23 protein-coding genes are annotated in these 24,674 nt (G+C 69.6%); 11 read left to right on the top strand and 12 right to left on the bottom strand.

From position 1 onward, the window contains the following. Positions 1-88: 88 nt before the first annotated feature. Positions 89-1,534, bottom strand: a complete 1,446-nt coding sequence (gene argG, locus AB0K02_RS28255; RefSeq protein WP_365995359.1) for an argininosuccinate synthase — start codon at positions 1,532-1,534, stop codon at positions 89-91. Between the two features lie 150 nt (positions 1,535-1,684). On the opposite strand from argG, the gene AB0K02_RS28260 reads away from it, so the two are divergent. Both AB0K02_RS28260 and AB0K02_RS28265 read left to right on the top strand, forming a co-directional pair. Next, positions 1,685-2,041 carry a hypothetical protein gene (locus AB0K02_RS28260; protein WP_365995360.1) on the top strand — a complete coding sequence of 119 codons (357 nt, stop codon included), beginning with the start codon at positions 1,685-1,687 and terminating at the stop codon, positions 2,039-2,041. A gap of 18 nt (positions 2,042-2,059) precedes the next feature. Continuing rightward, entirely contained in the window at positions 2,060-3,052 is a 993-nt protein-coding gene (locus AB0K02_RS28265; protein ID WP_365995424.1) for a pyridoxal-dependent decarboxylase, read from the top strand. Positions 3,053-3,088: 36 nt separating this feature from the next. Here AB0K02_RS28265 and AB0K02_RS28270 read toward each other — a convergent pair whose 3' ends face one another. Then, positions 3,089-3,580, bottom strand: coding sequence for a DUF6463 family protein (locus tag AB0K02_RS28270; RefSeq protein ID WP_365995361.1), 492 nt, complete (start codon positions 3,578-3,580; stop codon positions 3,089-3,091). Then, positions 3,574-4,194 carry a DUF2867 domain-containing protein gene (locus tag AB0K02_RS28275; RefSeq protein WP_365995362.1) on the bottom strand — a complete coding sequence of 207 codons (621 nt, stop codon included), beginning with the start codon at positions 4,192-4,194 and terminating at the stop codon, positions 3,574-3,576. The genes AB0K02_RS28270 and AB0K02_RS28275 overlap by 7 nt, the downstream gene beginning before the upstream one ends. A 40-nt stretch (positions 4,195-4,234) precedes the next feature. Between AB0K02_RS28275 and AB0K02_RS28280 the strand changes: the two genes are divergently transcribed. After that, positions 4,235-4,885: a TetR/AcrR family transcriptional regulator gene (locus tag AB0K02_RS28280; protein WP_365995363.1), complete on the top strand. Its 651-nt coding sequence runs from the start codon at positions 4,235-4,237 to the stop codon at positions 4,883-4,885. Between the two features lie 155 nt (positions 4,886-5,040). Here AB0K02_RS28280 and AB0K02_RS28285 read toward each other — a convergent pair whose 3' ends face one another. Then, positions 5,041-6,027 (bottom strand): aldo/keto reductase, encoded by a 987-nt coding sequence (locus AB0K02_RS28285; RefSeq protein ID WP_365995364.1) that lies wholly within the window; start codon positions 6,025-6,027, stop codon positions 5,041-5,043. A 281-nt stretch (positions 6,028-6,308) separates the two neighbouring features. On the opposite strand from AB0K02_RS28285, the gene AB0K02_RS28290 reads away from it, so the two are divergent. After that, positions 6,309-6,971 (top strand): DUF4328 domain-containing protein, encoded by a 663-nt coding sequence (locus AB0K02_RS28290; RefSeq protein ID WP_365995365.1) that lies wholly within the window; start codon positions 6,309-6,311, stop codon positions 6,969-6,971. Between the two features lie 85 nt (positions 6,972-7,056). Here the strand turns inward: AB0K02_RS28290 and AB0K02_RS28295 are convergent, their stop codons facing one another. From AB0K02_RS28295 to AB0K02_RS28320, 6 genes are all read right to left on the bottom strand, one after another. Continuing rightward, entirely contained in the window at positions 7,057-7,755 is a 699-nt protein-coding gene (locus AB0K02_RS28295) for a hypothetical protein (RefSeq protein WP_365995366.1), read from the bottom strand. Between the two features lie 565 nt (positions 7,756-8,320). Continuing rightward, on the bottom strand, positions 8,321-9,763 hold the full coding sequence (locus tag AB0K02_RS28300) for a hypothetical protein (protein WP_365995367.1): 1,443 nt from the start codon (positions 9,761-9,763) through the stop codon (positions 8,321-8,323). 128 nt (positions 9,764-9,891) lie between these two features. Next, the gene (gene cpt / locus AB0K02_RS28305) at positions 9,892-10,377 is read right to left on the bottom strand and encodes a chloramphenicol phosphotransferase CPT (RefSeq protein ID WP_365995368.1); all 486 of its coding nucleotides are present in this window, start codon (positions 10,375-10,377) and stop codon (positions 9,892-9,894) included. Positions 10,378-10,480: 103 nt separating this feature from the next. Continuing rightward, the gene (gene helR / locus AB0K02_RS28310; protein ID WP_365995369.1) at positions 10,481-12,628 is read right to left on the bottom strand and encodes an RNA polymerase recycling motor ATPase HelR; all 2,148 of its coding nucleotides are present in this window, start codon (positions 12,626-12,628) and stop codon (positions 10,481-10,483) included. 399 nt (positions 12,629-13,027) lie between these two features. Next, on the bottom strand, positions 13,028-13,981 hold the full coding sequence (locus AB0K02_RS28315) for an adenosine kinase (protein WP_365995370.1): 954 nt from the start codon (positions 13,979-13,981) through the stop codon (positions 13,028-13,030). 158 nt (positions 13,982-14,139) lie between these two features. After that, positions 14,140-15,246, bottom strand: a complete 1,107-nt coding sequence (locus AB0K02_RS28320; protein WP_365995372.1) for a serine hydrolase domain-containing protein — start codon at positions 15,244-15,246, stop codon at positions 14,140-14,142. Positions 15,247-15,504: 258 nt separating this feature from the next. Here AB0K02_RS28320 and AB0K02_RS28325 point away from each other — a divergent pair, with 258 nt between their 5' ends. After that, positions 15,505-15,927 (top strand): acyl-CoA thioesterase, encoded by a 423-nt coding sequence (locus AB0K02_RS28325; protein ID WP_365995373.1) that lies wholly within the window; start codon positions 15,505-15,507, stop codon positions 15,925-15,927. Positions 15,928-16,323: 396 nt separating this feature from the next. Next, positions 16,324-16,941, top strand: coding sequence for a GNAT family N-acetyltransferase (locus AB0K02_RS28330; RefSeq protein ID WP_365995374.1), 618 nt, complete (start codon positions 16,324-16,326; stop codon positions 16,939-16,941). Between the two features lie 110 nt (positions 16,942-17,051). Here the strand turns inward: AB0K02_RS28330 and AB0K02_RS28335 are convergent, their stop codons facing one another. Then, the gene (locus AB0K02_RS28335) at positions 17,052-17,393 is read right to left on the bottom strand and encodes a VOC family protein (RefSeq protein WP_365995376.1); all 342 of its coding nucleotides are present in this window, start codon (positions 17,391-17,393) and stop codon (positions 17,052-17,054) included. A 193-nt stretch (positions 17,394-17,586) separates the two neighbouring features. Between AB0K02_RS28335 and AB0K02_RS28340 the strand changes: the two genes are divergently transcribed. Beyond that, positions 17,587-18,195: a GNAT family N-acetyltransferase gene (locus tag AB0K02_RS28340; protein WP_365995378.1), complete on the top strand. Its 609-nt coding sequence runs from the start codon at positions 17,587-17,589 to the stop codon at positions 18,193-18,195. Positions 18,196-18,202: 7 nt separating this feature from the next. On the opposite strand, the gene AB0K02_RS28345 is transcribed toward AB0K02_RS28340, so the two are convergent. Then, on the bottom strand, positions 18,203-18,613 hold the full coding sequence (locus AB0K02_RS28345; RefSeq protein WP_365995380.1) for a Fur family transcriptional regulator: 411 nt from the start codon (positions 18,611-18,613) through the stop codon (positions 18,203-18,205). A gap of 404 nt (positions 18,614-19,017) precedes the next feature. Between AB0K02_RS28345 and katG the strand changes: the two genes are divergently transcribed. The 4 genes from katG (at position 19,018) to AB0K02_RS28365 (ending at position 24,670) form a co-directional block, all read left to right on the top strand. Continuing rightward, the gene (gene katG / locus AB0K02_RS28350) at positions 19,018-21,240 is read left to right on the top strand and encodes a catalase/peroxidase HPI (protein WP_365995382.1); all 2,223 of its coding nucleotides are present in this window, start codon (positions 19,018-19,020) and stop codon (positions 21,238-21,240) included. Positions 21,241-21,501: 261 nt separating this feature from the next. Further along, positions 21,502-22,080: a DNA starvation/stationary phase protection protein gene (locus tag AB0K02_RS28355; protein WP_365995384.1), complete on the top strand. Its 579-nt coding sequence runs from the start codon at positions 21,502-21,504 to the stop codon at positions 22,078-22,080. A 155-nt stretch (positions 22,081-22,235) separates the two neighbouring features. After that, entirely contained in the window at positions 22,236-23,312 is a 1,077-nt protein-coding gene (locus AB0K02_RS28360; RefSeq protein ID WP_365995385.1) for a lactonase family protein, read from the top strand. Between the two features lie 305 nt (positions 23,313-23,617). After that, a complete protein-coding gene (locus tag AB0K02_RS28365; protein WP_365995386.1) occupies positions 23,618-24,670 on the top strand; it encodes a LacI family DNA-binding transcriptional regulator in 1,053 nt (350 codons plus the stop codon). Positions 24,671-24,674 lie beyond the last annotated feature (4 nt).

The following is a 24,674-nucleotide window of genomic DNA, read 5'->3' on the forward strand; positions in this document are numbered from 1 at the left end:
GCCGGCCTCTGGGCGGGCCCGGCAGGCCGTTGGGGGCGGTTGGGCGCCAGCGGCGCCGAACCGGCCCTTCCGTTGTGCATACGCCTCGTCAGTCCGTGCCGGACTCCATCGCGGCGCGGTCCAGCATCTCGTCTTCGGCGGAGACCTCGCCGCGGGAGGCGATGGCCTCCGCGCCGCCCTCCGTCAGGGTGCCGATGAGCCCGGTCGCGGCCGCCTGGGCCGCGCCGATCGCGGGTTGGGCGGTGCCGATCAGGCCGATCCCGGCGTACTGCTCCAGCTTGGCGCGGGAGTCCGCGATGTCGAGGTTGCGCATGGTGAGCTGGCCGATCCGGTCCACCGGGCCGAACGCCGAGTCCTCGGTGCGCTCCATGGACAGCTTGTCCGGGTGGTAGCTGAACGCCGGGCCCGTGGTGTCGAGGATCGAGTAGTCCTCTCCGCGCCGCAGCCGCAGGGTCACCTCGCCGGTGATCGCCGCGCCGACCCAGCGCTGCAGCGACTCGCGGACCATGAGCGCCTGCGGGTCCAGCCAGCGGCCCTCGTACATGAGCCGGCCGAGGCGCCGTCCCTCGTTGTGGTACTGGGCGAGGGTGTCCTCGTTGTGGATGGCGTTGACCAGGCGCTCGTACGCCGCGTGCAGCAGGGCCATGCCGGGCGCCTCGTAGATGCCGCGGCTCTTGGCCTCGATGATCCGGTTCTCGATCTGGTCCGACATGCCCATGCCGTGCCGGCCGCCGATGGCGTTGGCCTCCGTCACCAGGTCGACCGCGGACGCGAACGTATTGCCGTTGATGGTCACCGGCCGGCCCTGCTCGAAGCCGATGGTCACGTCCTCGGCCGCGATCTCGACCGAGGGGTCCCAGAACCGGACGCCCATGATCGGCTCCACGGTCTCCACACCGGTGTCCAGGTGCTCCAGCGTCTTGGCCTCGTGGGTGGCGCCCCAGATGTTGGCGTCGGTGGAGTACGCCTTCTCCGTACTGTCGCGGTAGGGCAGGTCGTGGGCGAGAAGCCACTCCGACATTTCCTTGCGGCCGCCGAGCTCGGTCACGAAGTCCGCGTCCAGCCAGGGCTTGTAGATCCGCAGGTTCGGATTGGCGAGCAGGCCGTACCGGTAGAACCGCTCGATGTCGTTGCCCTTGAAGGTCGAGCCGTCGCCCCAGATCTGGACGTCGTCCTCGAGCATCGCCCGCACCAGGAGCGTGCCCGTGACGGCGCGGCCGAGCGGCGTGGTGTTGAAGTAGGCGCGCCCGCCCGAGCGGATGTGGAACGCACCGCAGGTGAGCGCGGCCAGGCCCTCCTCGACCAGCGCGGCGCGGCAGTCGACGAGGCGCGCGATCTCGGCGCCGTAGGTCTTCGCACGGCCCGGCACCGAGCCGATGTCGGGCTCGTCGTACTGGCCGATGTCGGCGGTGTAGGTGCACGGGACGGCACCCTTGTCGCGCATCCACGCGACCGCGACCGAGGTGTCGAGGCCGCCCGAGAAGGCGATGCCGACGCGTTCGCCGGCGGGCAGGGAGGTGAGGACCTTGGACATAGGAAGATTATGCACCATCTCGCATGATCATGCAAAGGCTTCGAGGCACCGCCGTCGGCGGACCGGGTGCGGCGATGTGCGGATCCGCGAGCGGAGCTCCGGGCCCGTCGCGGCTTGCACAGCTGTGCCACCTGTCCCATAGTCCGAGGTATGGACGCGCGCGAGGCGGCGCTCCGACAGGCATACGGCCATGCCGTCCGATGGCTGGCGAGCCTGTCCGACCGCCGGGTTCCCGCCCGCGCTTCGGTCGACGAGATCGTTCGCGCACTCGGCGCCGACCTGCCCGACCGGCCGGGCACGCCCGCCGATGTCGTCGACCTGCTCGCCGCGGCCAGTGAGCCGGGGCTCACCGCCTTTCCCAGCGGCCGCTTCTACGGGTTCGTGGTCGGCGGCGGTGAGCCGGCCGCGCTGGCCGCGGACTGGCTGGTCAGCGCCTGGGACCAGAACTGTGTGATGCGCGCCGTCTCGCCCGCGTACACGGCGGTGGAAGACATCGCGAGTGCCTGACTGCTCGACCTGCTCGGCCTGCCGGGCGACAGTGCCGTCGGCTTCACCACAGGCGCCACGATGGCGAACTTCACCTGCCTCGCCGCCGCGCGCGACGCGGTGCTGCGGCGTGCCGGCTGGGACGTCTCCCGCGACGGTCTCACCGGCGGACCACCTGTGCGCGTCGTCGTCGGCGCGGACCGCCACATGGCCGTCGACCTCGCGCTGCGCTACCTCGGGCTCGGCGAACCCGAACCGGTGCAGGCGGACGACGAAGGACGCATCGCACCCGATTCCCTGCGGCACGCCCTGGCGGCCGGCGGACAGGGCCCCACGATCGTGATCCTCCAGGCCGGGGACATCCACTCCGGCGCCTTCGACCCCTTCGGCGAGACGATCCGCGCCAGTCGCGAGAAGGATGCGTGGGTGCACGTCGACGGCGCGTTCGGGTTGTGGGCGGCCGCCTCCCCGGCGTACGCGCGCCTGACGGCGGGGTGCGCGGACGCCGACTCGTGGGCGACCGACGCCCACAAGACGCTGAACGTCCCCTACGACTGCGGCCTCGCGATCGTGCGCGACCCGTTGGCGCTCCGGGCGGCGATGGGCCTCCACGGCGACTACCTCATCCAGGACGAGGGCGGCGACCCCATCGACAAGGTCCCCGAACTCTCCCGGCGGGGAAGGGCCTTCACGGTGTGGGCCGCGCTCAGGTCCCTCGGCCGGTCCGGTGTGGCCGACCTCGTCGAGCGGCTGTGCCGGCACGCATCCGCGTTCGCCACCGGCATCGCCGGGATCGACGGCGCGAGAGTGCTCAACGACGTGGTGTTCACCCAGGTGTGCGCCGACTTCGGCGACGACGAACGCACCGATCAGGTGCTGAGCCGGCTGCTCGACGACGGTACGGCGTGGATCAGCGGTTCCACGTGGCACGGCCGGCGCGTCATGCGGATCTCGGTGAGCAACTGGTCCACGACCGACGACGACGTGAGACGCGCGCTCGCCGCGATCCGCCGCGCGTCCCTCAGCACCTGACACCCGGCTCGGCACCTGACGCCGCGCCTGCGGAGATCAGGCCTCGGCTGCCTCCGGGCCTCGGGCTGCCTCCGGGTCTCGGGCTGCCTCCGGGCCGGGGACTGCCTCGGACCCGTCCTTCTTCCGTGCCGCCAGGACGATGAGCGCCCCGGCGACCGTCCCCGCGAAGAACGGGGACGGCACGAGGAGGACGCCACCCACCGCGCACCATGCCGCGAGGCCCCAGCCGATTCCGGCCGGCACGGCCACACCACGTCCGGCGAGGTGCCATACGAGGCAGCCCAGGAGAACCAGAGGCACGGAGAAGCTCCCGGGGCCGGCCCAGAAGGCGACCTCGTTCTGGAGTGTCCGCGCCGTCGGATCGGCGCCCCCCGCGAGTTCGAGCGGGACGGCTGCCCATATCCCGCGGTCCGCCCAGCCGGTGACATCGTCCCGGGCGATGAGCGCCAGCAGGGACAGGTGGCCTGCTCCCAGCACGAGCATGATCCCGCTCGCACAGCGGAGCAGTCGCTTCCTGGAGTTCAACACGACTCCCCCTCCTCGTCCTTCGCCTTCACCTCGTTGCGATCGCGCCAGGCTCGCTCCCACTGCCGAGTCAGCGACGGGTACACGATGAGGTGCCGGAAAGGGGCGATGGCGGCCATGTAGAGCCGCCCGAATGTTCCGTTGGGTTTGACGAGGACGGCCATCCGCAGTTCGTAGCCGTCGTTCGCTCCCTGCACCCAGCCGAGATGCATCACGGTGTGCACGGTCTTGTTCGCCAGCTCGCGAGCGGACTCCCTGTCGAGCTCGTAGACCGCTTTCAGGGGCATGCCCTCGTCGTCCGGTCCGCGCGGAGCGTCGCGGAGGTCGTCGGGCAGGCGGTCGCGGAGCGAGGAGACCCGCTCACCGACGCCCGCCGAGGGCTTGTCCCAGCCGAAGATTGCGCCGAGCTTCCATCGAACGGCGAACAGGAGCCTCACCAGCCAGGGCTGCTTCGCGGGTCCGCCGGCTGCTCGCATCGCCGCCAGCATCAACGGAAAGTCGTCGGGCCCGGCTCCTGGGGTGCGGAACGACCACACGTCCTCGACGCAGAAGTCCTTCGTGAACTCGTGGATGCGCCACGGCTGCTCGGTGTAGGCGGTCTCTGCGAGTCGTGGCACGGTTCGGCCTCTCGTTTATACGACACCGTACAATTTTCGAATGTACGGTAACGTACAACTCCGACGCGATCAATGGAGGTGGCCGACTGCCGTGGCCCGCACACCACGAGGCCGCTGGATCGAAGCGGGCCTCGAAGCACTCGCCCGAGGGGGCCCCGACGCGGTCCGTGTCGAGACGCTCGCCGCCGAACTGGGCGTGACCAAGGGCGGCTTCTACGGTTACTTCGACGGCCGTCCCGCGTTGCTCACCGAGATGCTCGACGAGTGGGAACGCCGCTGCACCGGAGAGGTCCTCGCCCAGGTCGACGCCGAGGGCGGCGACCCCGCCGAGAGGATCCGGCGCGCCGGTCAACTGACCTTCTCGGAAGACCTCCACCGTATCGATCTCGCGGTCCGGGCCTGGGCCCGCCACGACGCGTCCGTGGCGAAACGCCTGCGGCGTATCGACAACGAACGCATGGAGTTCCTGCGGAAGATGTTCGGCGCCTTCCTCACCGACCCCGACGAGATCGAGGCGCGCAGCATCCTGGCGTTCGCACTCGCCATCGGCCGCCACTTCATCGTCGTGGACCACCCCGGGTACACCAGACGCGAAGCGGTCCAACTCGCCGGAGAACACCTCTTGCGCCCGGCTGCGCACAACGCCACGAAGACCCGGGACCATGACGCCGACGAGCGGACCGAGGCCTGAACCGGCGTGGCCCCGCCACGGCGGGCCGGGCGCCCGCACACCGGGCGTGTGCTGATCGGACGACGGACCGACCACGCCGGAGACTCCCGCACGACTGAGGACGAGGTCGCCGGGTGTCAGCCGCCGGAACCGGGGGTAGGGACGGTTCGGCCGGCTCAGCCGTTGACGAAGGTGAGGCTGGTCGCGTCGTAGCGGGTGCCCGCGACCTGCCCGGGCGGTGCGGCGGCCTCGACGGCGGCGAGGTCCTCGGTGGACAGCTCGACGAACAGGGCCGCGATGTTCTCCTCCAGGTACCGCTGCCGCCGGGTTCCGGGGATCGGCACCACGTCGTCGCCCCGGTGCTGCACCCAGGCCAGGGCGAGTTGGCCGGCGGTGACTCCCTTCGCCGCGGCCAGTTCGTTGAGCTCGGCGACGATCGCCAGGTTCCGTTCGAGGTTGCCGTCGGCGAAACGCGGCTGGCCGCGCCGTACGTCGGTCTCCGCCAGCCCCTCGACGGAGTTGTACCGGCCGGTGAGGAAGCCGCGCCCGAGCGGGGAGAACGGGACCAGGCCGATGCCCAGTTCGCGGCAGACCGGGGCGATCTCCGCCTCCAGGTCGCGGGTCCACAGCGACCACTCGCTCTGCAGCGCGGCGATCGGGTGCACCGCGTGCGCCCGACGGATGGTTCGCGCGCCGGCCTCGGACAGGCCGAGGTGGCGGACCTTCCCGGCCCGCACCAGCTCTGCCATGGCTCCGACGGTCTCCTCGATCGGCACCTGCGGATCGACCCGGTGCTGGTAGTAGAGGTCGATGTGGTCGACCCCGAGGCGACGCAGCGACGCGTCGCACGCCTGCCGCACGTAGGCCGCGTCGCCGCGGATCCGGGTGGGCTCCCCCAGACGGTTGGCGAAGCCGAACTTCGTGGCCAGCACCACCTCGTCCCGGCGCCCGGCGATGGCCCGTCCGATCAACTCCTCGTTGTGTCCGGCACCGTAGAAGTCGGAGGTGTCGAGGAAGGTGACCCCGAGGTCGAGGGCATGGTGCAGCGTCGCGATCGACTCCGCGTCGCCCGCGGTGCCGTAGCCGTGGCTCATGCCCATGCATCCCAGGCCCTGTGCGGGAACCGGCAGTTCGCCGAGGTGTCGGGTGGGGATGTCGGTCATGGTGCTGCCTCCTGGAATCGGAACCACTGCCCACGACGCTAGGTCCTGGAGCGCGCTCCAAGTCAACCGGTCGAGCCGGTCCACGTCCGCCGGGCCTGGGCACCCCTGTTCAACGGCGCAGGTACTCGATGGACGACTCGACCGAGCACAGCGTATGTTCGCCCGGCGGCCCACCCTCGCCGGGCGCGCTTCCAACCTGTGGGGGGTCGTTCGGTATGTCCTCGGTCAACGCCATCGACTCGAGACCCGGGCCCAAGCCGCTGACGGCATGGTCCCGGGCCGTGTACGTCACACTGGCCCTCGTGGTCGCCGCCGACCTGTACTCGCTGCTGACCGGAATCCGGCTCTACGGGATCTGGGCCGATGTGGCGCAGGCAGGCTGGGACGACGCTTCCGCACGGAGGTACTCCGGCCTCGAGTCCCACTACACGTGGTCCGGAACGCTGCAGGTGAACACCCTGCTCGCCTGCGGGGTGGTCTTCATCGTCTGGTTCCACCGGGTACGGCGCAACGCCGGGCTCCTGGCTCCCGATGCGCACAGCAAGACATCGGGCTGGGCGATCTGGGGGTGGATCGTCCCCGTGGTGTGCTGGTGGTTCCCGCGCCGCATCGCCCTCGACTCCTGGCGGGCCAGCACACCGTACACGGACGAGGGGCGGCAGCAGCCGGGGAGCGGGATCGTCAATGTGTGGTGGGCGGCCTGGCTGGGCAGCCAGCTCGTGGACCAGGTCGCGATCCGTACGTACGAGCGCGCGCAAGAGCCCGACGCCATCCGCGAAGCCCTCCGCATGCTCAACGGCTCCGACATCGTGGACATCATCGCGGCCGTGTTCGCCGTCGTCGTGGTTCATCGCCTCACCACGGTCCAGCAACACGCGATGCGCAACTGGCCCGCACCTCCCGCGGCTGTCCCCGCCGCAGCCGTCGGCGCCTCGGACCAATGAGTGCCCAAACCCCGTCCGTTCGGACCAGGCCCGGAGTCACCAGCAGTTGCGCCGAGGCGGTGAGAACACCAAGAGCGTCGCGCGCTCAGCTCTTCGGAATGTGAGTCCCGCACTTGGAGAACGGAGTTCGTTGCACGCACGCGAACAGTGAGCTCCACCGGCTGCTGCTCTTGGCTGCCTCGGCCACCGTCGCAGCGCACGCCGAATCGGACAGACCCCAGAGGGATCCGTCGTGCCAACCCACCTCACGCGTCCGATTCCTGATCATGACGACACAGGCCACGGGGGCCTTGTGGCGCTTGACTTCTTCAATGAATTCCAGGTACTGGGGGTGCTGAAGCGAGCCGGCCCTGCGATCCAGCTTTCTCTGCGCCTCACTCCGCTCCTTCGGTGTCGCCCGCGGATCCCGTGCTTTCGCCAGCGCGTCGCTGGTCTCCTCCACCCTCTTCTGGATCTTGAATCGATCCTCCGGATCCTTCGGCCTGTAGTTGGGTTCCTGGAGCTTCTCCGCCACAGTGGCGGTCGCTTCCACGCTGACCATGCAGGGCACCCGCTCCTCAGGCGGCAATTCAGGTATTCTCTCCACCGCTTCGGCGAGATTGTCTCCAATGTTCCTGTACGTGGCGCGCTCTTGCGGCGTCGCCTTCGGGTCCTGGGCCATTTTCAGCGTCTTGATGATCCCGTCCAGGATCCTCCCGTACGCGGCCCGCTCCTTGGGCGTCGTCTCCGGGGCTTCCATGACGGCCAGTGTCCTGGTCAGTACCTTGTTCAACTGCTCCTTCATCGCCTTCGGGGCCGTCAGTTGCGTTATCGCATCTCCCAGTGCCTTCTTCAGTTCCCCCGGGTTCGCCGGTGCGGCCTCCGTCGGCTCTTCCGAGGGTGGCGGTGGATCGGGTGGATCAGGTGAATCAGGCGGTGGCGGTGGCGGTGGGGGTGGGTCGGGTGGATCAGGTGAATCAGGCGGTGGTGGCGGCTCGGGCGGATCCGGCGGCGGAGGCGTGGGTTGACCAGGTGCTGCCTTCGTGGTCTGAACGAGGGCAGCAGACTGTGCCACAGCAGTGGCCAAGCCCGTGGGCAGCGCGAGCACGACGCTCAAACAAGGGACGCCAAGAAGGCGAGAGATGTGTCTCCGGGGGCTTCTGGCCATGACGGTTCCAGGTGCGCTTGGGGAACTTGGCCCTTGAGGCGGCGCAGGGTCACAGGAGATGCACAGACGTACAGAACAACTCTTCGCCCCCTCACCGCATCCCGCAACCCGGCGACCTGCCCTGCGAGAGGCACGGAGGCGCCAGGCAGCCCATGCCGCCGGGTGGTGGCCGAACGGGAAGCCGTACCCCGTCCTCCGAGCCTCAGGACGTCACCGAGGTCAGCACTTCAGCAAAAGACACGATCGCTTGCGCGTCAACCGCACCGACACCATATCTTTCCCTCTCCCTCTTGTTCTCGTTTTGGGCGCGGATGGCATCGCGAAGGGTTGCCGGCACGAAATTGGGCGACGACGAAATGAATGCCGCGCAATGTGACTCGACGGGAGTCACGCCCCAAAGAGAGGTCACATACACCGGCCGACGCGTCACATTGATGATGTTGTTGTTGTGGCGGAGTCCTGCGCGATAGGCGACATATTCCTCGCACCTACCGGGAGGACAGTAGACTCCTTCGTTCTTGCGCCACGAGGAGTGCGGGACGATGAACTCTTCCACATCCACCTTCCCGCGATCCTTTCTCATCAATTCGACTGTGAGGTCGGCCTGTATCGCGTCGTATCCGGCAGACCTGGGCAGTTGGACCAGCTTCTTCTCGCTGTACTCCTCACCTGGCTCGAGCCACGCGCCCGGCCCGTAGAACAATCCAGCGCTTATGGTGTACTTTTCGGGGATGCCAGTGAAGAGCGCCACGTCATGACCGTTCTCCATGACCCTCCTCCGCTCCCTCAGACCCTCCGTCCCGTCGGAGAAGTCGCCCCTGAGCCCATACACCGAATAGTTGTCGCTGATGATGTACGCCGGGACCTTTCCCGTGTTCTCAACCTGCAGAGTCAGCGGGAGGTGGATGATGTCCAGTTCCGGATCGATCCGAGGCACGCCGAATTCGGCCTTCAGTTTGAAAAGGACGGGAGAAGAGGTGGGTTGATAGATCGCGGAATAAGCGAAGTTGACACCTGCCAGGAGCGTGGTGGCAGCCACCCCCGCCGCAAATCTCTTGGGGTGAGGAGTTCCCCTCCATGCCTTGTCGCGTATGACCCGCCAGAGCGCCCACAAGGACCAGCACCAGAGCGGGAAGTACGCCAGCAGATACGGCGTGTACTCTCTTTCCTGGAGCCACAGAAACAGCAGGAGACTGTTGAAGGCCGATGCGATGAGCACGCCGATCAGGACAACTGCTCCGGAGAACGTCACCTGCCGCTTTCCGCAGTGGTCGAGCACGGCGAGTGCGGCCACACCCTCGACGCCGCCCAAGAGGATCAACAGGATGCCGGTGAGTCTCCCCGCGAAGGTGAGCGCGCCGACCGCATCCGGGCTCCCGACAACGATCAGGAGCGTCATGGATCCGAGCAGCCCCGCCATCATCAGCGTTGTGGTCGCGCGTCTCCTCCACGCACGGTCGGGCCAGGTCCCGCTGTCTGCCGCACGCCAGTGCACGGTTGCACGGTCTTCCACGTCCATGTCCCGCGGATAACCGAGGCGACTGAGGACTTTCCTCAGGTCGCGCAGCGACCACGCGCTGCCCACCGTCGTGCCGCCGATCGCGATTTCGCGTAGCCCGCGGCTGTCCGGTGGCTCGACGGTCACCTTGGGTCTGCTCCTCATGGCGTCAGGCTCAGGTCCGCGTCTGCTGCGCGCAAACGAGAGTTGCTCCATTCGCCGTGGCAGCCCGGCCCTCTTCAGCTCCTTCGTTCCGCCGGGAGCCGATGCGTCGATCAGCTGACGCGGGCCGCGATGGTTCGCGCGCACACCAGCGCCTCGGTGTGCGTCGTGTCCACCTCCAGGTCGTACATCACACCGTCGTGAACCACGTCCGCCTGCGACGCTGCCATTCCCCGGACCCGATCGCCACGTGCGACCTCGCGGCCGGCGGCGACCGACTTCTCACACCTGACGCCGACCCACAGCACCTCCAGCTCGCCCAGCACCTTCTGCCACCGTTGCTGGGACGCCGCTCCGCCGAGGAAGACGTCGTCGATGACGACCCTGGCGCCCGCACGGGCCATCGCCGCGACGCCCTCCATCCATGCCGCTTCCAGCGCCCTGAATTCCGCCCCCACCTTCACGACGCCGTCCGCCGCGATCTCGATCCCCTCGTCCGACGCCTGCAACCCGGCGGGCATCGCGTCGACGAACGCATCGACGCCGAACGCCAGCCACGGATGGGGAAGTACAGCCTGCAGGCGAATTCCGGCGGGCACGGCACCCTGCCACGACCAGGTGGTGTCCCCGATCGTGCCGGCCGGGACGGTCCTCCCCCGGCCCACCCGGCTACCGGATCGGACGACCGCCTTGTCCTGGGCGTCAGGAACTCGTGAGAATGACGAGTTGCCGGGTCGCCCGGGTCATCGCGACGTAGCGGTCGACGGTCCCTTCGATCCCCGCGCCGAATGTCTCCGGGTCGACGAGGACGACCAGGTCGAACTCGAGTCCCTTCGACAGCTGCGGGGTCAGCGACCGGACGCGGGGTGTCGCCCGGAACGTGGGGTCGCCGATGACGCACGCGATCCCGTCGGTGTGTGCGGCGAGCCAGGTGTCGAGGATCGAGTCCAGATCCGCGACAGTTCCGTGGACGACGGGGACGCCGCTGCTGCGGATGGAGGTCGGCACATTGGCGTCCGGGAGCACGGACCGGATGACCGGTTCGGCCTCCGCCATGACTTCCTCCGGCGTCCGGTAGTTGACGCTCAGGCAGGCCACTTCGATCCGGTCGAGCCCGATCCGCTCGAGCCGTTCCTGCCACGACTCCGTGAACCCGTGCCTGGCCTGGGCGCGGTCCCCGACAATGGTGAAGCTCCGGGACGGGCACCGGAGCAGCAGCATCTGCCACTCCGCATCGGTCAGTTCCTGCGCCTCGTCCACGACGATGTGCGCGAACGGGCCTGCGAGCAGATCCGGTTCGGTGCCGGGCAGCGCGGTCTCGTCGATCAGGCTGTCCCGCAGGTCCTGTCCCCTCAGCATCGTCACCGCGCCCTCGCCGTCGTCATCGGCAGCGAGCACGTTGTCGATGACGTCGGCCATGCGCTCGCGTTCCGCGGCGACAGCGGCCTCGTGCCGACGCCTGCGTCGTGACGCCTCCGGGTCGCCGAGCCGCTGTCGTGCCGCGTCCAGGAGCGGCAGGTCGGACACCGTCCACGCCTGGGCGTCCTCGCGCTGCAACTTCCGCACGTCGTCGGGGCCGAGCCAGGGAGCGCACATCCGCAAGTAGGCGGGTACCGTCCACAGGTCGCCGACGAGGTCAGCCGCTTCGAGCAGCGGCCATGCGCGGTCGAGCGTCCCGACCAGTTCTTCGTCCTGCAGCAGCGACCGGCGGAACAGGTCGGGCGGAACGTCGCCGTCGTGCTTGTCCAGCAGGATCGTGACCAGTTCCTCCCAGATCTGGTCGCGCGCCTCGTTGTGCGGGGTACCCGGTCCTGCCGCCGCGAACGCCTCGGCCCACTCGTCGGCGCTCAGCCAGACGTCGGACCAGGGAGTCGTGACGGTCATCCCCTGCGCGGGGGGCTCTTCGTAGAACCTGACGGCCTTCTCGATCGCCTTCACCATGGTCGCGGACGATTTCAGGCGAGCCACGTGCGGGTCGGCCTCGATCGCTGCCGCGGCCCCCTCGGCGACGAGGTCCCGCAGGGTGCAGGTCTGTACGCCCTCCTCTCCGAGGCTGGGCAGGACGTCCGCGACGTAGGCCAGGTAGGGCCGGTGCGGACCGACGAACAGCACGCCGCCCCGACGGTGACCGAGGCGGGGGTCGGAGTAGAGGAGGTGGGCGGAGCGGTGCAGAGCGACGACGGTCTTCCCGGTGCCCGGACCGCCGTCGACGACGAGAGCGCCACGGGATCCCGCCCGGATGATGGCGTCCTGGTCGGCCTGGATGGTGGAGAGCACGTCTCGCATCCGGGCAGACCGGTGGCTGCCGAGGCCGGCGATGAAGGCGGACTGGTCGTCGAGCGCGGCGTGCCCTTCACGCCCCTCGGCGGTGAACACTTCGTCCCAGTAGTCGCTGATCCGCCCACCGGTCCAGCGATACCTGCGGCGGCTTGCCAGACCCATCGGGTTGGCGTGGGTCGCCGCGAAGAACGGCTCAGCCGTGGGGGATCGCCAGTCGAGCAGCAGCCGACGGCCCGTGCTGTCGGTCAGGCCGAGGCGTCCGATGTACACGGGCTCGGGGCCGTCCGCGCCGACGATGCGGCCGAGACACAGGTCCAGACCGAAGCGACGCAGGGCGCGCAGGCGACCGGTGAGCCGGTGGATCTCCGCGTCCCGCTCCATCGCCTGCCGGCCCGTCCCGCCGGGCGCCCTGCGCTCGGCATCGAGGCGGTCGGACAGTTCGGCGATCGCTTGCTCAAGGCTTTCCGCGATGGCCGCGAAGTGCTGCTCGTCGTCGGCGATCAGCCCCGGGTCCGCCTTGGGCGAGAGGTGGTCGGGGAGGTCGAACGCGCTGGTGGTCAGAGACTTCATGCCATCACCTCCGATGTGAGACCGCGCTCGCGAAAGTCCGGCGGCGCGCACACCCCCGCCGTGGCACCGCGTTCCCGCGGGCGCAGCGCGGGTCCCCCCACCGGCTCGACATCACCGCACAACCGATCAACCGACAACACCACACGCACCTCGTGAATCTCCCAATTCCGCAGAGTCCGACCTCGGTCGGCGATTCTGCGGCACGACCCGGGCCTTGCCGCAAGCCCCCCGGTGCGCTATACGTTGAGAGTGGCAAGGAGTGGGTTCTTCCTCCTGCCCCCTGTCGTCCGCTGTGGACGCCCTTCGCGAAGCGCAAGGCCGCTTGTCCAGCGGTCCGTCGACCCACGAGGATCCCCTCGTGGGTCTGCACGCCTCAACCGCGGAGCGAGAAGTCGTTCGTCACCCGCGTTCGCGCGCGTCGACGGGTACCGGGTGCGTCGGCGTCGCGGAGTCCAACTGCTCGACGCGCGCGTGCAGTTCGTCGCGGCTGAGGGGATCGGTGCTCGTCGACGGCACGGTGCAGGCGTGGGCCGCGGTCACCGCGCCGTACAGGCCGCACCGGTGCGGTGACCGGCCGGACAGCCAGCCGTAGAGAAAGCCGGACGCGAAGGCGTCACCCGCGCCGTTGCTGTCCACGGCCGGCCCCGGGAGCGGTACGGCCGGAATGTGCGTCATCTCGTCGCCTACGAGCAGGTACGCGCCCTCGGCCCCGGCCGTCGCGACGACGACTTCGGCTCGGCCCCGCTCGGTGATCCGCCGCATGGTTCGCTCGGGGTCGGCCAAGGCCGTGGTGGACAGGAAGACGACATCCGCCTGGTACGCGAACGGCTCGTGATACGCGTTGACGCCGTCCCAGTCGTGCAGGTCGGTCGAGACGGTGAGGCCGGATTCGCGGAGGGCGGGCAGGGCAAAGGCGCAGGGGTGGGTGATGCAGACATGGGCGTGGCGACTCACCGCGGCCAGTGCCTTGACCGTCGCTTCCGGCAGCCGGTCGTCCTCCTGAGAGCGGCTGGCGTCGTACAGCGAGAGCCGTCGTCCGTCGGGGCCGACGAGATTGACCGCGCGCTTGGTGCCGCCGGGCAGCACGACCTCGGTGAACGCGACCCCTCGCTCCCGATGTACCGCACGGACCAGGTCACCTTCGTGATCGTCACCGATGACATCGAGGTGATGGGTGTTCAGGCCGAGTGCGCTCAACCCGAGTGCGACGAAGTCCCCGGTCTGTCCCGCCCGCGTCTCGATACCGGGACGGATCATGTAGCTGTCGGCGAAGGGCAGCGGCAACTCGGGGACGTAGACGATGGTGTCCACACCGGCACCTCCGAGGACGAGAACATCGATGTCCGTACTCATGGGGGTCCTCTCGGGATGAAGGGGCGTGCGCCCGCTCACAGAAGCACGTCCCCCCGGCAGAGGGCGTGCCCCGGAGGCGTGTTGTAGGGGCTCCGGTGCCGCGTCCGGGAGCCCGGGAGCCGCGAGCCCCCGGCTCGTTGACCCGCTGCTCCGGCGTCCTACGACACGCGACGGTCCCCGCTGCCGACGAGGGCGTCGTGGACTGCCCACCCCATGTCGCCGGCGCACCAGCTGATGTTGCCGAGAACAGCGACGTCCAGGTCGCGCTGCGGGTAGTGGTAGAGACGGGCACTGACCCCGTCCTCCTCACCCGTGTGGCCCCAGCGGACGACGGTTCCTTCGTCGTCGAGGATGTGGGTGAGGCCGAAGCCGTACATCCAGCGGTAGCCGCGGACCCTCTCCTCCCGCTCCTCGACCTGCGGTGTCAGTGCCAGGCGCGTGGTCTCCTCGTTCAACAGCCGCCCGTGGCGCAGTGCGTGGGCGAAGGCCGTCAGATCCGCGGCACTGCACGTAGCCCCTCCGTCGGCAGCGGCACGAGGGGTGGTCGCGTAGTGATTGGTCCGGTACGGCGTCGGGCTGTCAGCGGTGGCGAGATACCCCTCCGCGATGTCCGGTCCCAGGTCGTCCAGGGCCGGGAACCCGGAAGCACTCATGGAGGCGCGCGCGAAGACGTCGTCCGTGATGACCTCTTCGAAGGAGCGGCCGGTCACCGATTCGATGAGCAGGCCGAGCAGGATGTAACCGGCACCGTTGTAGAGGTGGCGTTCCCCGGGCGGGAAGTGGGGCTGCTTCTCGGTGAACAGCGGCAGGTAGTCCTTGTTGTCCCGCAGGAGGTAGAGCGGGTGGGAGGACGTCAGGGCCGCCCATTCGGCCTCCCAGTCGTCGCTGCCCTCCTCGAACCAGTCGCCGATGCCCGAGGTCATCGTCAGGGCGTGGTGGACAGTGACACGCGGATCGAGGGCGGGCACATGGTCTTTCACGAAGTCCACCAGTGGGTCGTCCAGGCGCACCAGCTTCCGCTCGACGAGTTGCAGGACAGCCACTGCAGTGAACGTCTTGGACACCGACGCCACACGGAATCGCGTGTTGTGTGTGTTGGGTACGGACCACCGGCGTGAGGCCATCCCGAACACCCGGGTGAATACGGGCTCTGCGTGCCGCGTGACACGGACCGCGCCGGAGAACCCCGTCCTTTCCGCCACTTTGGTGACGGCCTCCTCCAGGAAAGCCGGATCGAAGTCGTCAGCCCTCGTCACGATCGTCACCGCGGACCCCTCGTAGAGATGGTTGATCAGCCAACGCTCATGATGATCAGCCGTCCGCCCTGCGAGCAACCGCTTTCGGCAACCGGCCGTCGAGCGGGACCCGCTCCTCCGCCACGACGCCGGCGACCGTACCGCCGACCCTGGTTGCGCCGACGGCGGCGGGGATTCACGAGACCCCGTGGCGGAATGCCGGGGGCCGCTGGACGGTTGCCCTGAATGAGCAACCGCTCAGTCAGTGCTGTCGTCGAGAGGAATGCCGTGGCAGAGCCGTTTTCGGTGCCCGTAGTCGTACGCGGATACGAGACCGACACCCAGGGCCACTTGAACCAGGCCGTCTACCTCCAGTACGCGGAACACGCGCGCTGGTCGTTGTTGCAGAAGGCGGGCATCCGGCAGGCGGATCTCCTGGACAAGGGCGTGGGACCGGTGGCCCTGGAGGTCACGGTGCGCTACCTGCGGGAACTACGGGCGGGCGACGAGGTGGAGGTGACGTGCGCGTTCGTCTGGGGTGAGGGCAAGACCTTCCGTATCGAGCAGACGATCCGCGCGTCCGACGGCACGGTGGCGGCCGAGGTGACGGGTGTCGGCGGCCTGATGGACCTGAAGGCACGCAGGCTCGTGGCGCATCCGCACGAGTACTTCAGGGCACTGGCCGCGACCCCCAAGGTCTTCGGCCTCTAGGGTCGTCCGGCAGACGCGGATCCCGCCGGCAAGGACGGCCGGGCTCGGTGGGGGTACGACTCCGGTTGGTGGCGGGGCGCCCCGGTACGCGCGGGATTCCGGCGGACATGGCCGGGTGTTGCCCAGCGTGGCCGCCGAGCAGAAGCCGCCTGCGCGCGCTCCGTTTCCTCACGGAGGCGGCGGCCGGAGCGGGCCGCGACGCCGGATGGGAAAGCGGCTGGGCGATTGTCGGTCACGCGTGATAGTCACTACGTTCACGAGGGGTGATCATCGACCTCCCCGTTCGGACACAACAAAGGTGGGGACATGGCGTTGCTCCGCGCCGCAGGTGCGGGCGGCGCTGGTCCGGCCGTTGGGGTCCACCCGCCGAACATCGAAGATCACCAGGCGTGCAGAATGATCCGTATGCCGATGACCAACACCCCGAAGACGGCAGGGATCGACGACGCTCACCTCGTCGGCCACACCCTGGCCTGCGCCTTCGACGACGACCCGATGATGCGCTGGTTCTTCCCCGACGACGCCTCGCGCGAGGCCGGGCTGGGCCGGTACTTCACCACCATCTTCACCCGGCAGTACGCCCGCCACGGCGTGTGCGAGCGCACCGACGCGGCGGCCGCCTTCTGGGTACCGCCGGAGGGGCAGGAGAAGGCCGTTCCCGACGGGGAGACCGTTCAGGAACTCCAGAGCATCCTCGGTGACCGGGCTGTGCTGTTCCGCGATGCCGTCGCGGCAGCGGCCGAGCACGCACCGACGGAATCCCACTGGTACCTGGCGGTGATCGGCGCCGACCCGGCCGCCCAGGGCCAGGGGCACGGGGCCGCCCTCCTGCGCTCGGGGCTCGCCAAGGCCGACACGGCGGGCCTGCCCGTCTATCTGGAGTCCTCCAAGCCGTCCAACCTCCCCTTCTACGAGCACTTCGGCTTCACCGTGCGCGAGGAGCTGCGACTGCCCGGGGGCGGACCGGTGCTGTGGTCCATGCGGCGTGCACCCCGCCCCCGGACGGCGTCCTAGGCGCTTCCGGCGGGCTGTGGAAAAAGCCACGGCCGAACGGCGGCGGGGCCGTGCGCCGGCTTCCAGGGGCAAGGGGCGGCGCCACCGACCGGCCCCGCACCCGCCCGAGGTCAGAGCGGAGCGCCGCCGAACGCGATCTCGTTGCCGTCCGGGTCGCGGTACATGACCTTGCGCACGCCGTTCGGGTAGGTCTCGCGTCTCGCGGGCTCCAGCCCGCGGTCGGAGATCCCTGTGACGACGGCGTCGAGGTCGTCGACGAAGACCGTGTGCATGGCGTGGCCGGCGTGGCCGGGCCGGTGTTCGATGAACACGGACCGGTGCTCCGCGAGTTCCCACACGGCCTCCGTGTCGCTCGCCACGTACGTCGGCGGGGAGCCGAGCAGCCGTCGGTACCAGGCCAGGGCCGCTGCGTAGTCGTTGACGGGGATGCCTGCGAAGAGGTCGACGGCCATGCCGTCATGGTAGGTCCGGCCCCCCGCCGAGCGGGCGTTCCCCTTTGGCCCGGACACTCCCGAGACCGGCCGTCTTCGGTGCAACTCACCGCTGCGGCCCGGTCGTTGGATCGCCCACGCGGCGGGTCCCGAGGCGGTCGGCCGTCGCCCATATCCGATTGCGGTGATCCCCTGCGTGGGCAACGATGCCGCCATGGAGCAGCCGAGCGAGACCATTGACTGCCAGGACTTCGCCCTGCGGCGCTGGCGGGCGGAGAACGACTTCGACGCCCTGTTCCGGATGATCGAGGAATCGCTCGACCACCTGCGGCCGTGGCTGCCGTGGGTGGCCCGCCACGGCCGGCAGCACACCCGCGAGTTCCTCGCCGGCTGCGATCCGAAGTGGCGGAGCGGCGACGCGTACAACTACGCGATCACGGCGAACGACGCGCTCGTCGGCAGTCTTTCCCTCTACCGTGCCGACGAGCCGGAGGGCCGCGTCCTGGGGTACTGGCTGCACCCCGCCGCCGTCGGGCGGGGTATCGCGACCCGGGCCGCGGCGGCCGTGGTCTTTGAGGCGTTCGCGTCGCTGCCGGACGTCGAGTACGTGGAGATCGTGCACGACCTGGCCAACGCGGCCAGCGGGGCCGTTCCCAGGCGCCTGGGCTTCACCGAGGTACGGCGCGAACAGGTGTCGCAGCCCGTGGCTCCCGGGGACAGCGGGACCGACGTGATCTGGCGGCTGAACCGCCACGCATCGCCGCTCACCGGCACTGTCCGGCCCCGAGCCACGGGCGCTCCAGGTGCTGCGGACAGGATGTGACGGCTCGTCAGGCGCAGGACGGGCACAGGCCGCGGTAGGTGACCTCGGCTTCGGAGACCGTGAAGCCGAACCGTTCCCCGGCCGGGAGGTCGGCCAGTGGATCGCCGGTCGGGTGGACGTCCCGGATGGTGCCGCAACCGGAGCAGACCAGGTGCTGGTGCGGACGGTGTGCGTTGGGGTCGTAGCGCTTGGCACGGCCGTCCGTGGAGACCTCGACGACCTCACCGAGGGACACCAGCTCGCCGAGGGTGTTGTAGACGGTCGCCCGGGAGATCTCCGGCAGCCGCTCCACCGCACGGGCGAGCACCTCGTCGGCCGTGAGGTGCACGTGATCGCCGTCGAGCACCTCCGCCACCACACGCCGCTGCGAGGTCACCCGCCAGCCACGCCCGCGCAGCCGCTCCAGCAGGTCACTCATATGGGTTCACCTGTTCAGGCTCGATGGGATACCTCAGGTTCACTGATCGATGTCCGGATTCCGATGGAATATGGGATCGGCGAGCTTCTTGACCTGGACTCTGTCCATTGTAGGATCCTTTCCGGCGACAGCCAAGGGCAGGAAGACCCGGGTACGGCAGGAGACAGAGACGTGACGCGACCACCGCCGAGCAGCGCGGCGACGGTCCCCGCGTGACGGCCACCCCGGCGTCCTACTGCTCGAGGCCGTACGGCGGGACAGCGACCCCTCGGTCGAGAAGGCCCTCGCTTCCGGCGCGGCTCCTGGTCCACGAGGCCGGGACCGTCCACCGGGGCCTGTGCCCCGGCTGTTCCACCACATGTACTTCCTGAGCACCGTGATCCGCATAGTCCGGAAGGATTCCCATGGCTGAGAACCCTGACGCAATCGTCACCGACGCGAAGACGGAGGGGGGAGGTGGCTGCCCGGTCGCGCACGGGCGCGCCCCGCACCCGACCCAGGGCGGCGGCAACCGCCAGTGGTGGTCGGAGCGGCTCAACCTGAAGATCCTCGCCAAGAACCCCGTCGTGGCCAACCCGCTCGGCGAGGAGTTCGACTACGCCGAGGCGTTCAAGAGCCTCGACCTCCCGGCGGTGAAGCGGGACATCGCCGAGGTGCTGACGACCTCGCAGGACTGGTGGCCCGCCGACTTCGGCCACTACGGCCCGTTGATGGTCCGCATGGCGTGGCACAGCGCGGGCACCTACCGGATCAGCGACGGCCGCGGCGGCGCCGGGGCCGGTCAGCAGCGCTTCGCCCCGCTCAACAGCTGGCCGGACAACGGGAACCTCGACAAGGCCCGCCGCCTGCTGTGGCCGGTGAAGAAGAAGTACGGCCAGAACCTCTCGTGGGCCGACCTCATGATTCTCGCGGGCAACGTCGCCCTGGAGTCGATGGGCTTCAAGACGTTCGGCTTCGCCGGCGGTCGTGAGGACGTCTGGGAGCCCGAGGAGGACGTGTACTGGGGTCCGGAGTCGACGTGGCTCGGCGACGAGCGCTACACCGGCGACCGGGAACTGGAGAGCCCCCTCGGCGCGGTCCAGATGGGCCTCATCTACGTCAACCCGGAGGGCCCGAACGGCAATCCGGACCCGATCGCCGCGGCCCGCGACATCCGTGAGACGTTCCGCCGGATGGCGATGAACGACGAGGAGACGGTCGCTCTGATCGCGGGCGGTCACACCTTCGGCAAGACCCACGGCGCCGGCCCGGCCGACCACGTGGGCAACGACCCCGAGGCCGCATCCATGGAGGAGCAGGGCCTGGGCTGGAAGAGCTCCTATGGCACGGGCGTGGGCAAGGACGCCATCACCAGTGGCCTGGAGGTCATCTGGACCACCACCCCGACCCAGTGGAGCAACGGGTTCTTCAAGAACCTCTTCGAGTACGAGTACGAGCTCGAGCAGAGCCCGGCCGGCGCTCACCAGTGGATCGCCAAGGACGCCGCGGAGACCGTCCCGGACGCCTTCGACCCGGAGAAGAAGCACCGCCCGCGGATGCTCACCACCGACCTGTCGCTGCGCTTCGACCCGGTCTACGAGCCGATCTCCCGCCGCTTCTACGAGAACCCGGAGGACTTCGCGGACGCGTTCGCCCGGGCCTGGTACAAGCTGACCCACCGCGACATGGGTCCGAAGTCGCTGTACCTCGGCCCGGAGGTCCCGGCGGAGACCCTGCTGTGGCAGGACCCGCTGCCGCAGGCCGAGGGCGAGGTCATCGACGCCGAGGACATCGCGGCCCTCAAGGCCAGGCTCCTCGACTCGGGCCTGACCGTCTCGCAGCTGGTCAGCACCGCGTGGGCGTCGGCCTCGACGTTCCGCGGCAGCGACAAGCGCGGCGGCGCCAACGGCGCGCGCATCCGCCTGGAGCCGCAGCGCGGCTGGGAGGTCAACGACCCCGACCAGCTCGCCACGGTCCTGCGCACCCTCGAGGGCATCCGGCAGGAGTTCAACGCGGGCTCCGGCGCCAAGAAGGTGTCCCTGGCCGACCTGATCGTGCTCGGCGGCTCCGCGGCCGTGGAGAAAGCCGCCAAGGACGCCGGCCACGACATCGAGGTGCCCTTCACCCCGGGTCGCGTCGACGCGACCGAGGAGCACACCGACGCGGAGTCGTTCGCCGCACTGGAGCCGACGGCCGACGGGTTCCGCAACTACCTCGGGAAGGGCAACCGCCTGCCGGCCGAGTACCTGCTGCTCGACCGCGCGAACCTGCTGACGCTGAGCGCGCCCGAGATGACGGTGCTCGTCGGTGGTCTCCGCGTTCTGGGGGCGAACCACCAGCAGTCCCAGCTCGGCGTCTTCACCACGACGCCCGGCGCTCTGACCAACGACTTCTTCGTCAACCTGCTCGACCTGGGCACGACGTGGAAGGCGACGTCCGAGGACCAGACCACCTTCGAGGGTCGCGACGCGGCCACGGGTGAGGTCAGGTGGACGGGCACCCGTGCCGACCTCGTCTTCGGCTCGAACTCCGAGCTGCGCGCGCTCGCGGAGGTCTACGCGAGCGACGACGCGAAGAAGAAGTTCGTGGACGACTTCGTCGCGGCGTGGAGCAAGGTGATGGACCTGGACCGCTTCGACCTGGTCTGACGCACCACGTTCAGGCCGGCCGGCCCCGTGCCGGCCGGCCTGGACCTCTCCGGCAACGCGTGTCCGCTCCTCCGTCCGGTCCGTTCCGGTGACGCGGCCGATTTCGACCCCGTCCTGCCCGTGCGGCAGCCTGCGCCCGCCGCGCAATATCGGTGCGACCGGACCGGTGAAAAACGACGCCACTGCCCTCTCCTGCCCCGGTAAGCGACGGCTCGGGTGTTTGCCTGAAGGCCCGACCAAGCCGCCGACAGGGAGCACACCATGCCGTCACAGCCCTCCGAGCCGTCGTACACCGTCCCCGGCATCAGCCGTGAGACCAGCGGCGACATCATCGGGCTGCTGCAGATGCGCCTGCACTCGCTGAACGATGTCGCACTGACGCTCAAACACATCCATTGGAACGTGGTCGGGCCGCACTTCATCGCCGTCCACGAGATGCTGGACCCGCAGGTGGAACAGGTCCGCGCCATGACGGACGACCTGGCCGAGCGCATCTCCACCCTCGGCGGCGAGCCGAAGGGAACACCCGGTGCCCTGGTCGCCGACCGCGGCTGGGACGACTACTCCATCGGCCGGGCCGAAGCCATCGAGCACCTGGGTGCCCTGGACCTCGTCTACACCTCCGTCATCGAGGACCACCGCGAGGCCATGCGGGCCACCGAGGAGACCGACCCCGTCACGCAGGACATGCTCATCGAGCAGCTGCGGAGTCTCGAACTGTTCCAGTGGTTCGTCCGTGCCCACCTCGAATCCAGCGGCGGCAGACTCAGCACCGCCGGCGCGGCCACCGAGAAGGACGCCGCGAGCGCGGCCGCCACTCAGGCGCAGAACCAGCCCTGACGAACGAGTCCGCGAACCCGGCAGGCGGCTGCGCGGGAAGCGGACGACCGGCACCGTGCGCTCGCGGCCCGGGCATGCGGTGGCGCAACGGCGCGGTGACGGCAGTCACCGGCCGATCATCGGACATCCGGCGGATCGAGAGCAGAGGGCATCCTGTGAGCGGCAGGCAGCAGAGCAGCCGGGCGGACCGGCGCGGTGAACAGCTCGCGTACATCGGGTCGTTCACCTCGGGCGGCGGCCATGGCATCACCGTCGCAGCCGTGGATCCGGCGACCGGAGCACTGACGCCGCGCTCGGCGGTCGCGCCGTTCGTGAACCCCGCGTGGCTCACCCTCGCCCCGGACACCGGAGTGCTCTACGCGGTGAGCGAGACGGAGCGGGGTGCGGTGGGCGCCTTCCGGCCCGGCCCCGAGGGCCTGACCGCGCTCGGCCCGGTGGTCGAGGTGGGCGCGTCCGGTCCCACTCACCTCAGTGTGGCGGGGAACCGCCTGCTGACCGCCAACTACACCTCGGGCAGCGTCAGCAGCGTGCCGGTGCGCTCCGACGGGAGTCTGTCGGGGACCGCCTCCGTCTTCGCGCACCACGGCCGCGGCCCCGATCCCGACAGGCAGGAGGGACCGCACGCCCATCAGGTGCTGCCCGACCCCGGCGGCCGCTGGGTGCTCAGTGTCGACCTGGGCACCGATTCGGTACGGGTCTGGGCACCGGACCCCGCCACCGGGGAGCTGCGGGGCCATGACGAGACCGTGTTGCGCTCCGGGTCCGGACCGCGTCATCTCGCGTTCCACCCGGACGGCGAGACGGTCTACGTACTGCACGAACTGGAACCGCAGGTGACCGTCTGCCGCTGGGACCCCGCGTCCGGCCGCCTCGAACCGCTCTGTGAGGTGCCCATCCTCTCGGACGGCCTTCCGGACGGGGAGCGGGCGTATCCCTCGGTCGTCAGTGTGGCGTCCGACGGGCGCTTCCTCTGGGCGGCGGTGCGCGGCAGCAACACACTGGTCACGCTCTCCCTTGCCGATGCGGCCGACAAGCCGCGGATCACGGACTGTGTGGAAAGCGGCGGCAGTTGGCCTCGCGACCTCGTGCCCGACCCCGAGGGTCGCCGGCTCTATGTCGCCAACGAGTGGTCCGGGGACGTCACCTGGTTCGACGTGGACCCGCAGAGCGGGCAACTGCGTTATGCCGGCGCGGTGTCCGTGCCGGCCGCCGCCTGCGTGGTCTTCTCCTGACCACGGGGACGGGGCGAGCAGCGGCCTCTGCGGTCCTGATCAGGACGGTGGAAGCATCCGCTGCGGCAGCTTCATGCCCCGCCCGGCACGCCGTTGCGGACCGGGCGGTTGCACGCGGCGGACGGAGCGAGGACGGCCGGGCCGAACGACGGCCGGGGAGCAGCGTTTCACGGCCGTGACGTCGGCAAGTCCGCAACCAGCGTTGATAATTCGAATTATCAAGCGTCACAAGTGTTGACGTGCCCGAAACACGCCCCTGACACTGAACTCCGACGGAGAGGTAATCCGCATTATCGGAGGCGTACGTGACGACTGGTCGCCCAGCGCGGCGGATAACGCAGCGGGACATCGCCCGCCTGGCCGGGGTCAGTCAGCCGACCGTCTCCCTGGTGCTCAACGGCAGAGCCGACGCCGACATCCGTATTCCGCAGGAGACCCGTGAGCGCGTGCTGCGGGTGATCCAGGAGTACGGCTACGCGCCCGACCCGGTGGCCAGGCGGCTGGCGGCGAAGCACAACCGGATCCTCGGTGTCTTCACCTACGAAGCGGTGTTCCCCAGCGACAGCAGCGACTTCTACCACCCCTTCCTGGTGGGCATCGAGGAGGCCGCCGAGCGGGTCGGCTGTGATCTGCTCCTGCTCACGAGCGCTTCGGTGACCGGCGGGAGGCGGCGCATCTTCGGCGGTGACAACCGGCTCCGCGTCGCGGACGGCTGCCTGCTGCTCGGCCGGTCGCTCGACCGCGACGACCTCACGCGGATGGTCGCCGACGGATACCCCTTCGTGACGGTCGGCCGGCGCGACGACGCCGGTGGCCCGGTGCCGTACGTGGGAGCCGACTACGCCGGCTGCGTCGGCGAGTTGGTACGGCTGGCGGTGAGCCGCGGACACCGACGCATGGCGTACCTCGGGCTGCGGGCCGACGTGGAGTCCTCCGCGGACCGGCGGGCCGGCTTCCTCCAGGCCACCGAGGCGGCGCGGGAGGACGGTGTCGTCGTCGCCTTCGACGCACTGTCCCCCGAGCGCGATCCCGACGAGTTGCTGTCGGCGCTGCTCGCCGCACGGGCCACGGTGGTCCTGGTCGAGCACTTCGCCACCGCGGTGGGTCTGGTCGCGGCCGCACAGCGCCGTGACCTGGCGGTGCCGGCCGACCTGTCGGTGGTGACGCTGGGAGATCCGACGACTCCGGTACCGACGGACGTCGACTTCACGGGATTCCGCATCCCGCGGGAGGAAATGGGCCGGCAGGCCGTCGCGCTGCTGACCGAACTCCTCGAAGGGGCCGGGGACACGACACAGCGGCTCCTCCCCTGCGAACTCGTGACCGGCGCGACCCTGGCGCCGCCCCGCACCTCGTGAACAG

Source organism: Streptomyces sp. NPDC049597, assembly GCF_040675505.1.
GTDB lineage: Bacteria > Actinomycetota > Actinomycetes > Streptomycetales > Streptomycetaceae > Streptomyces.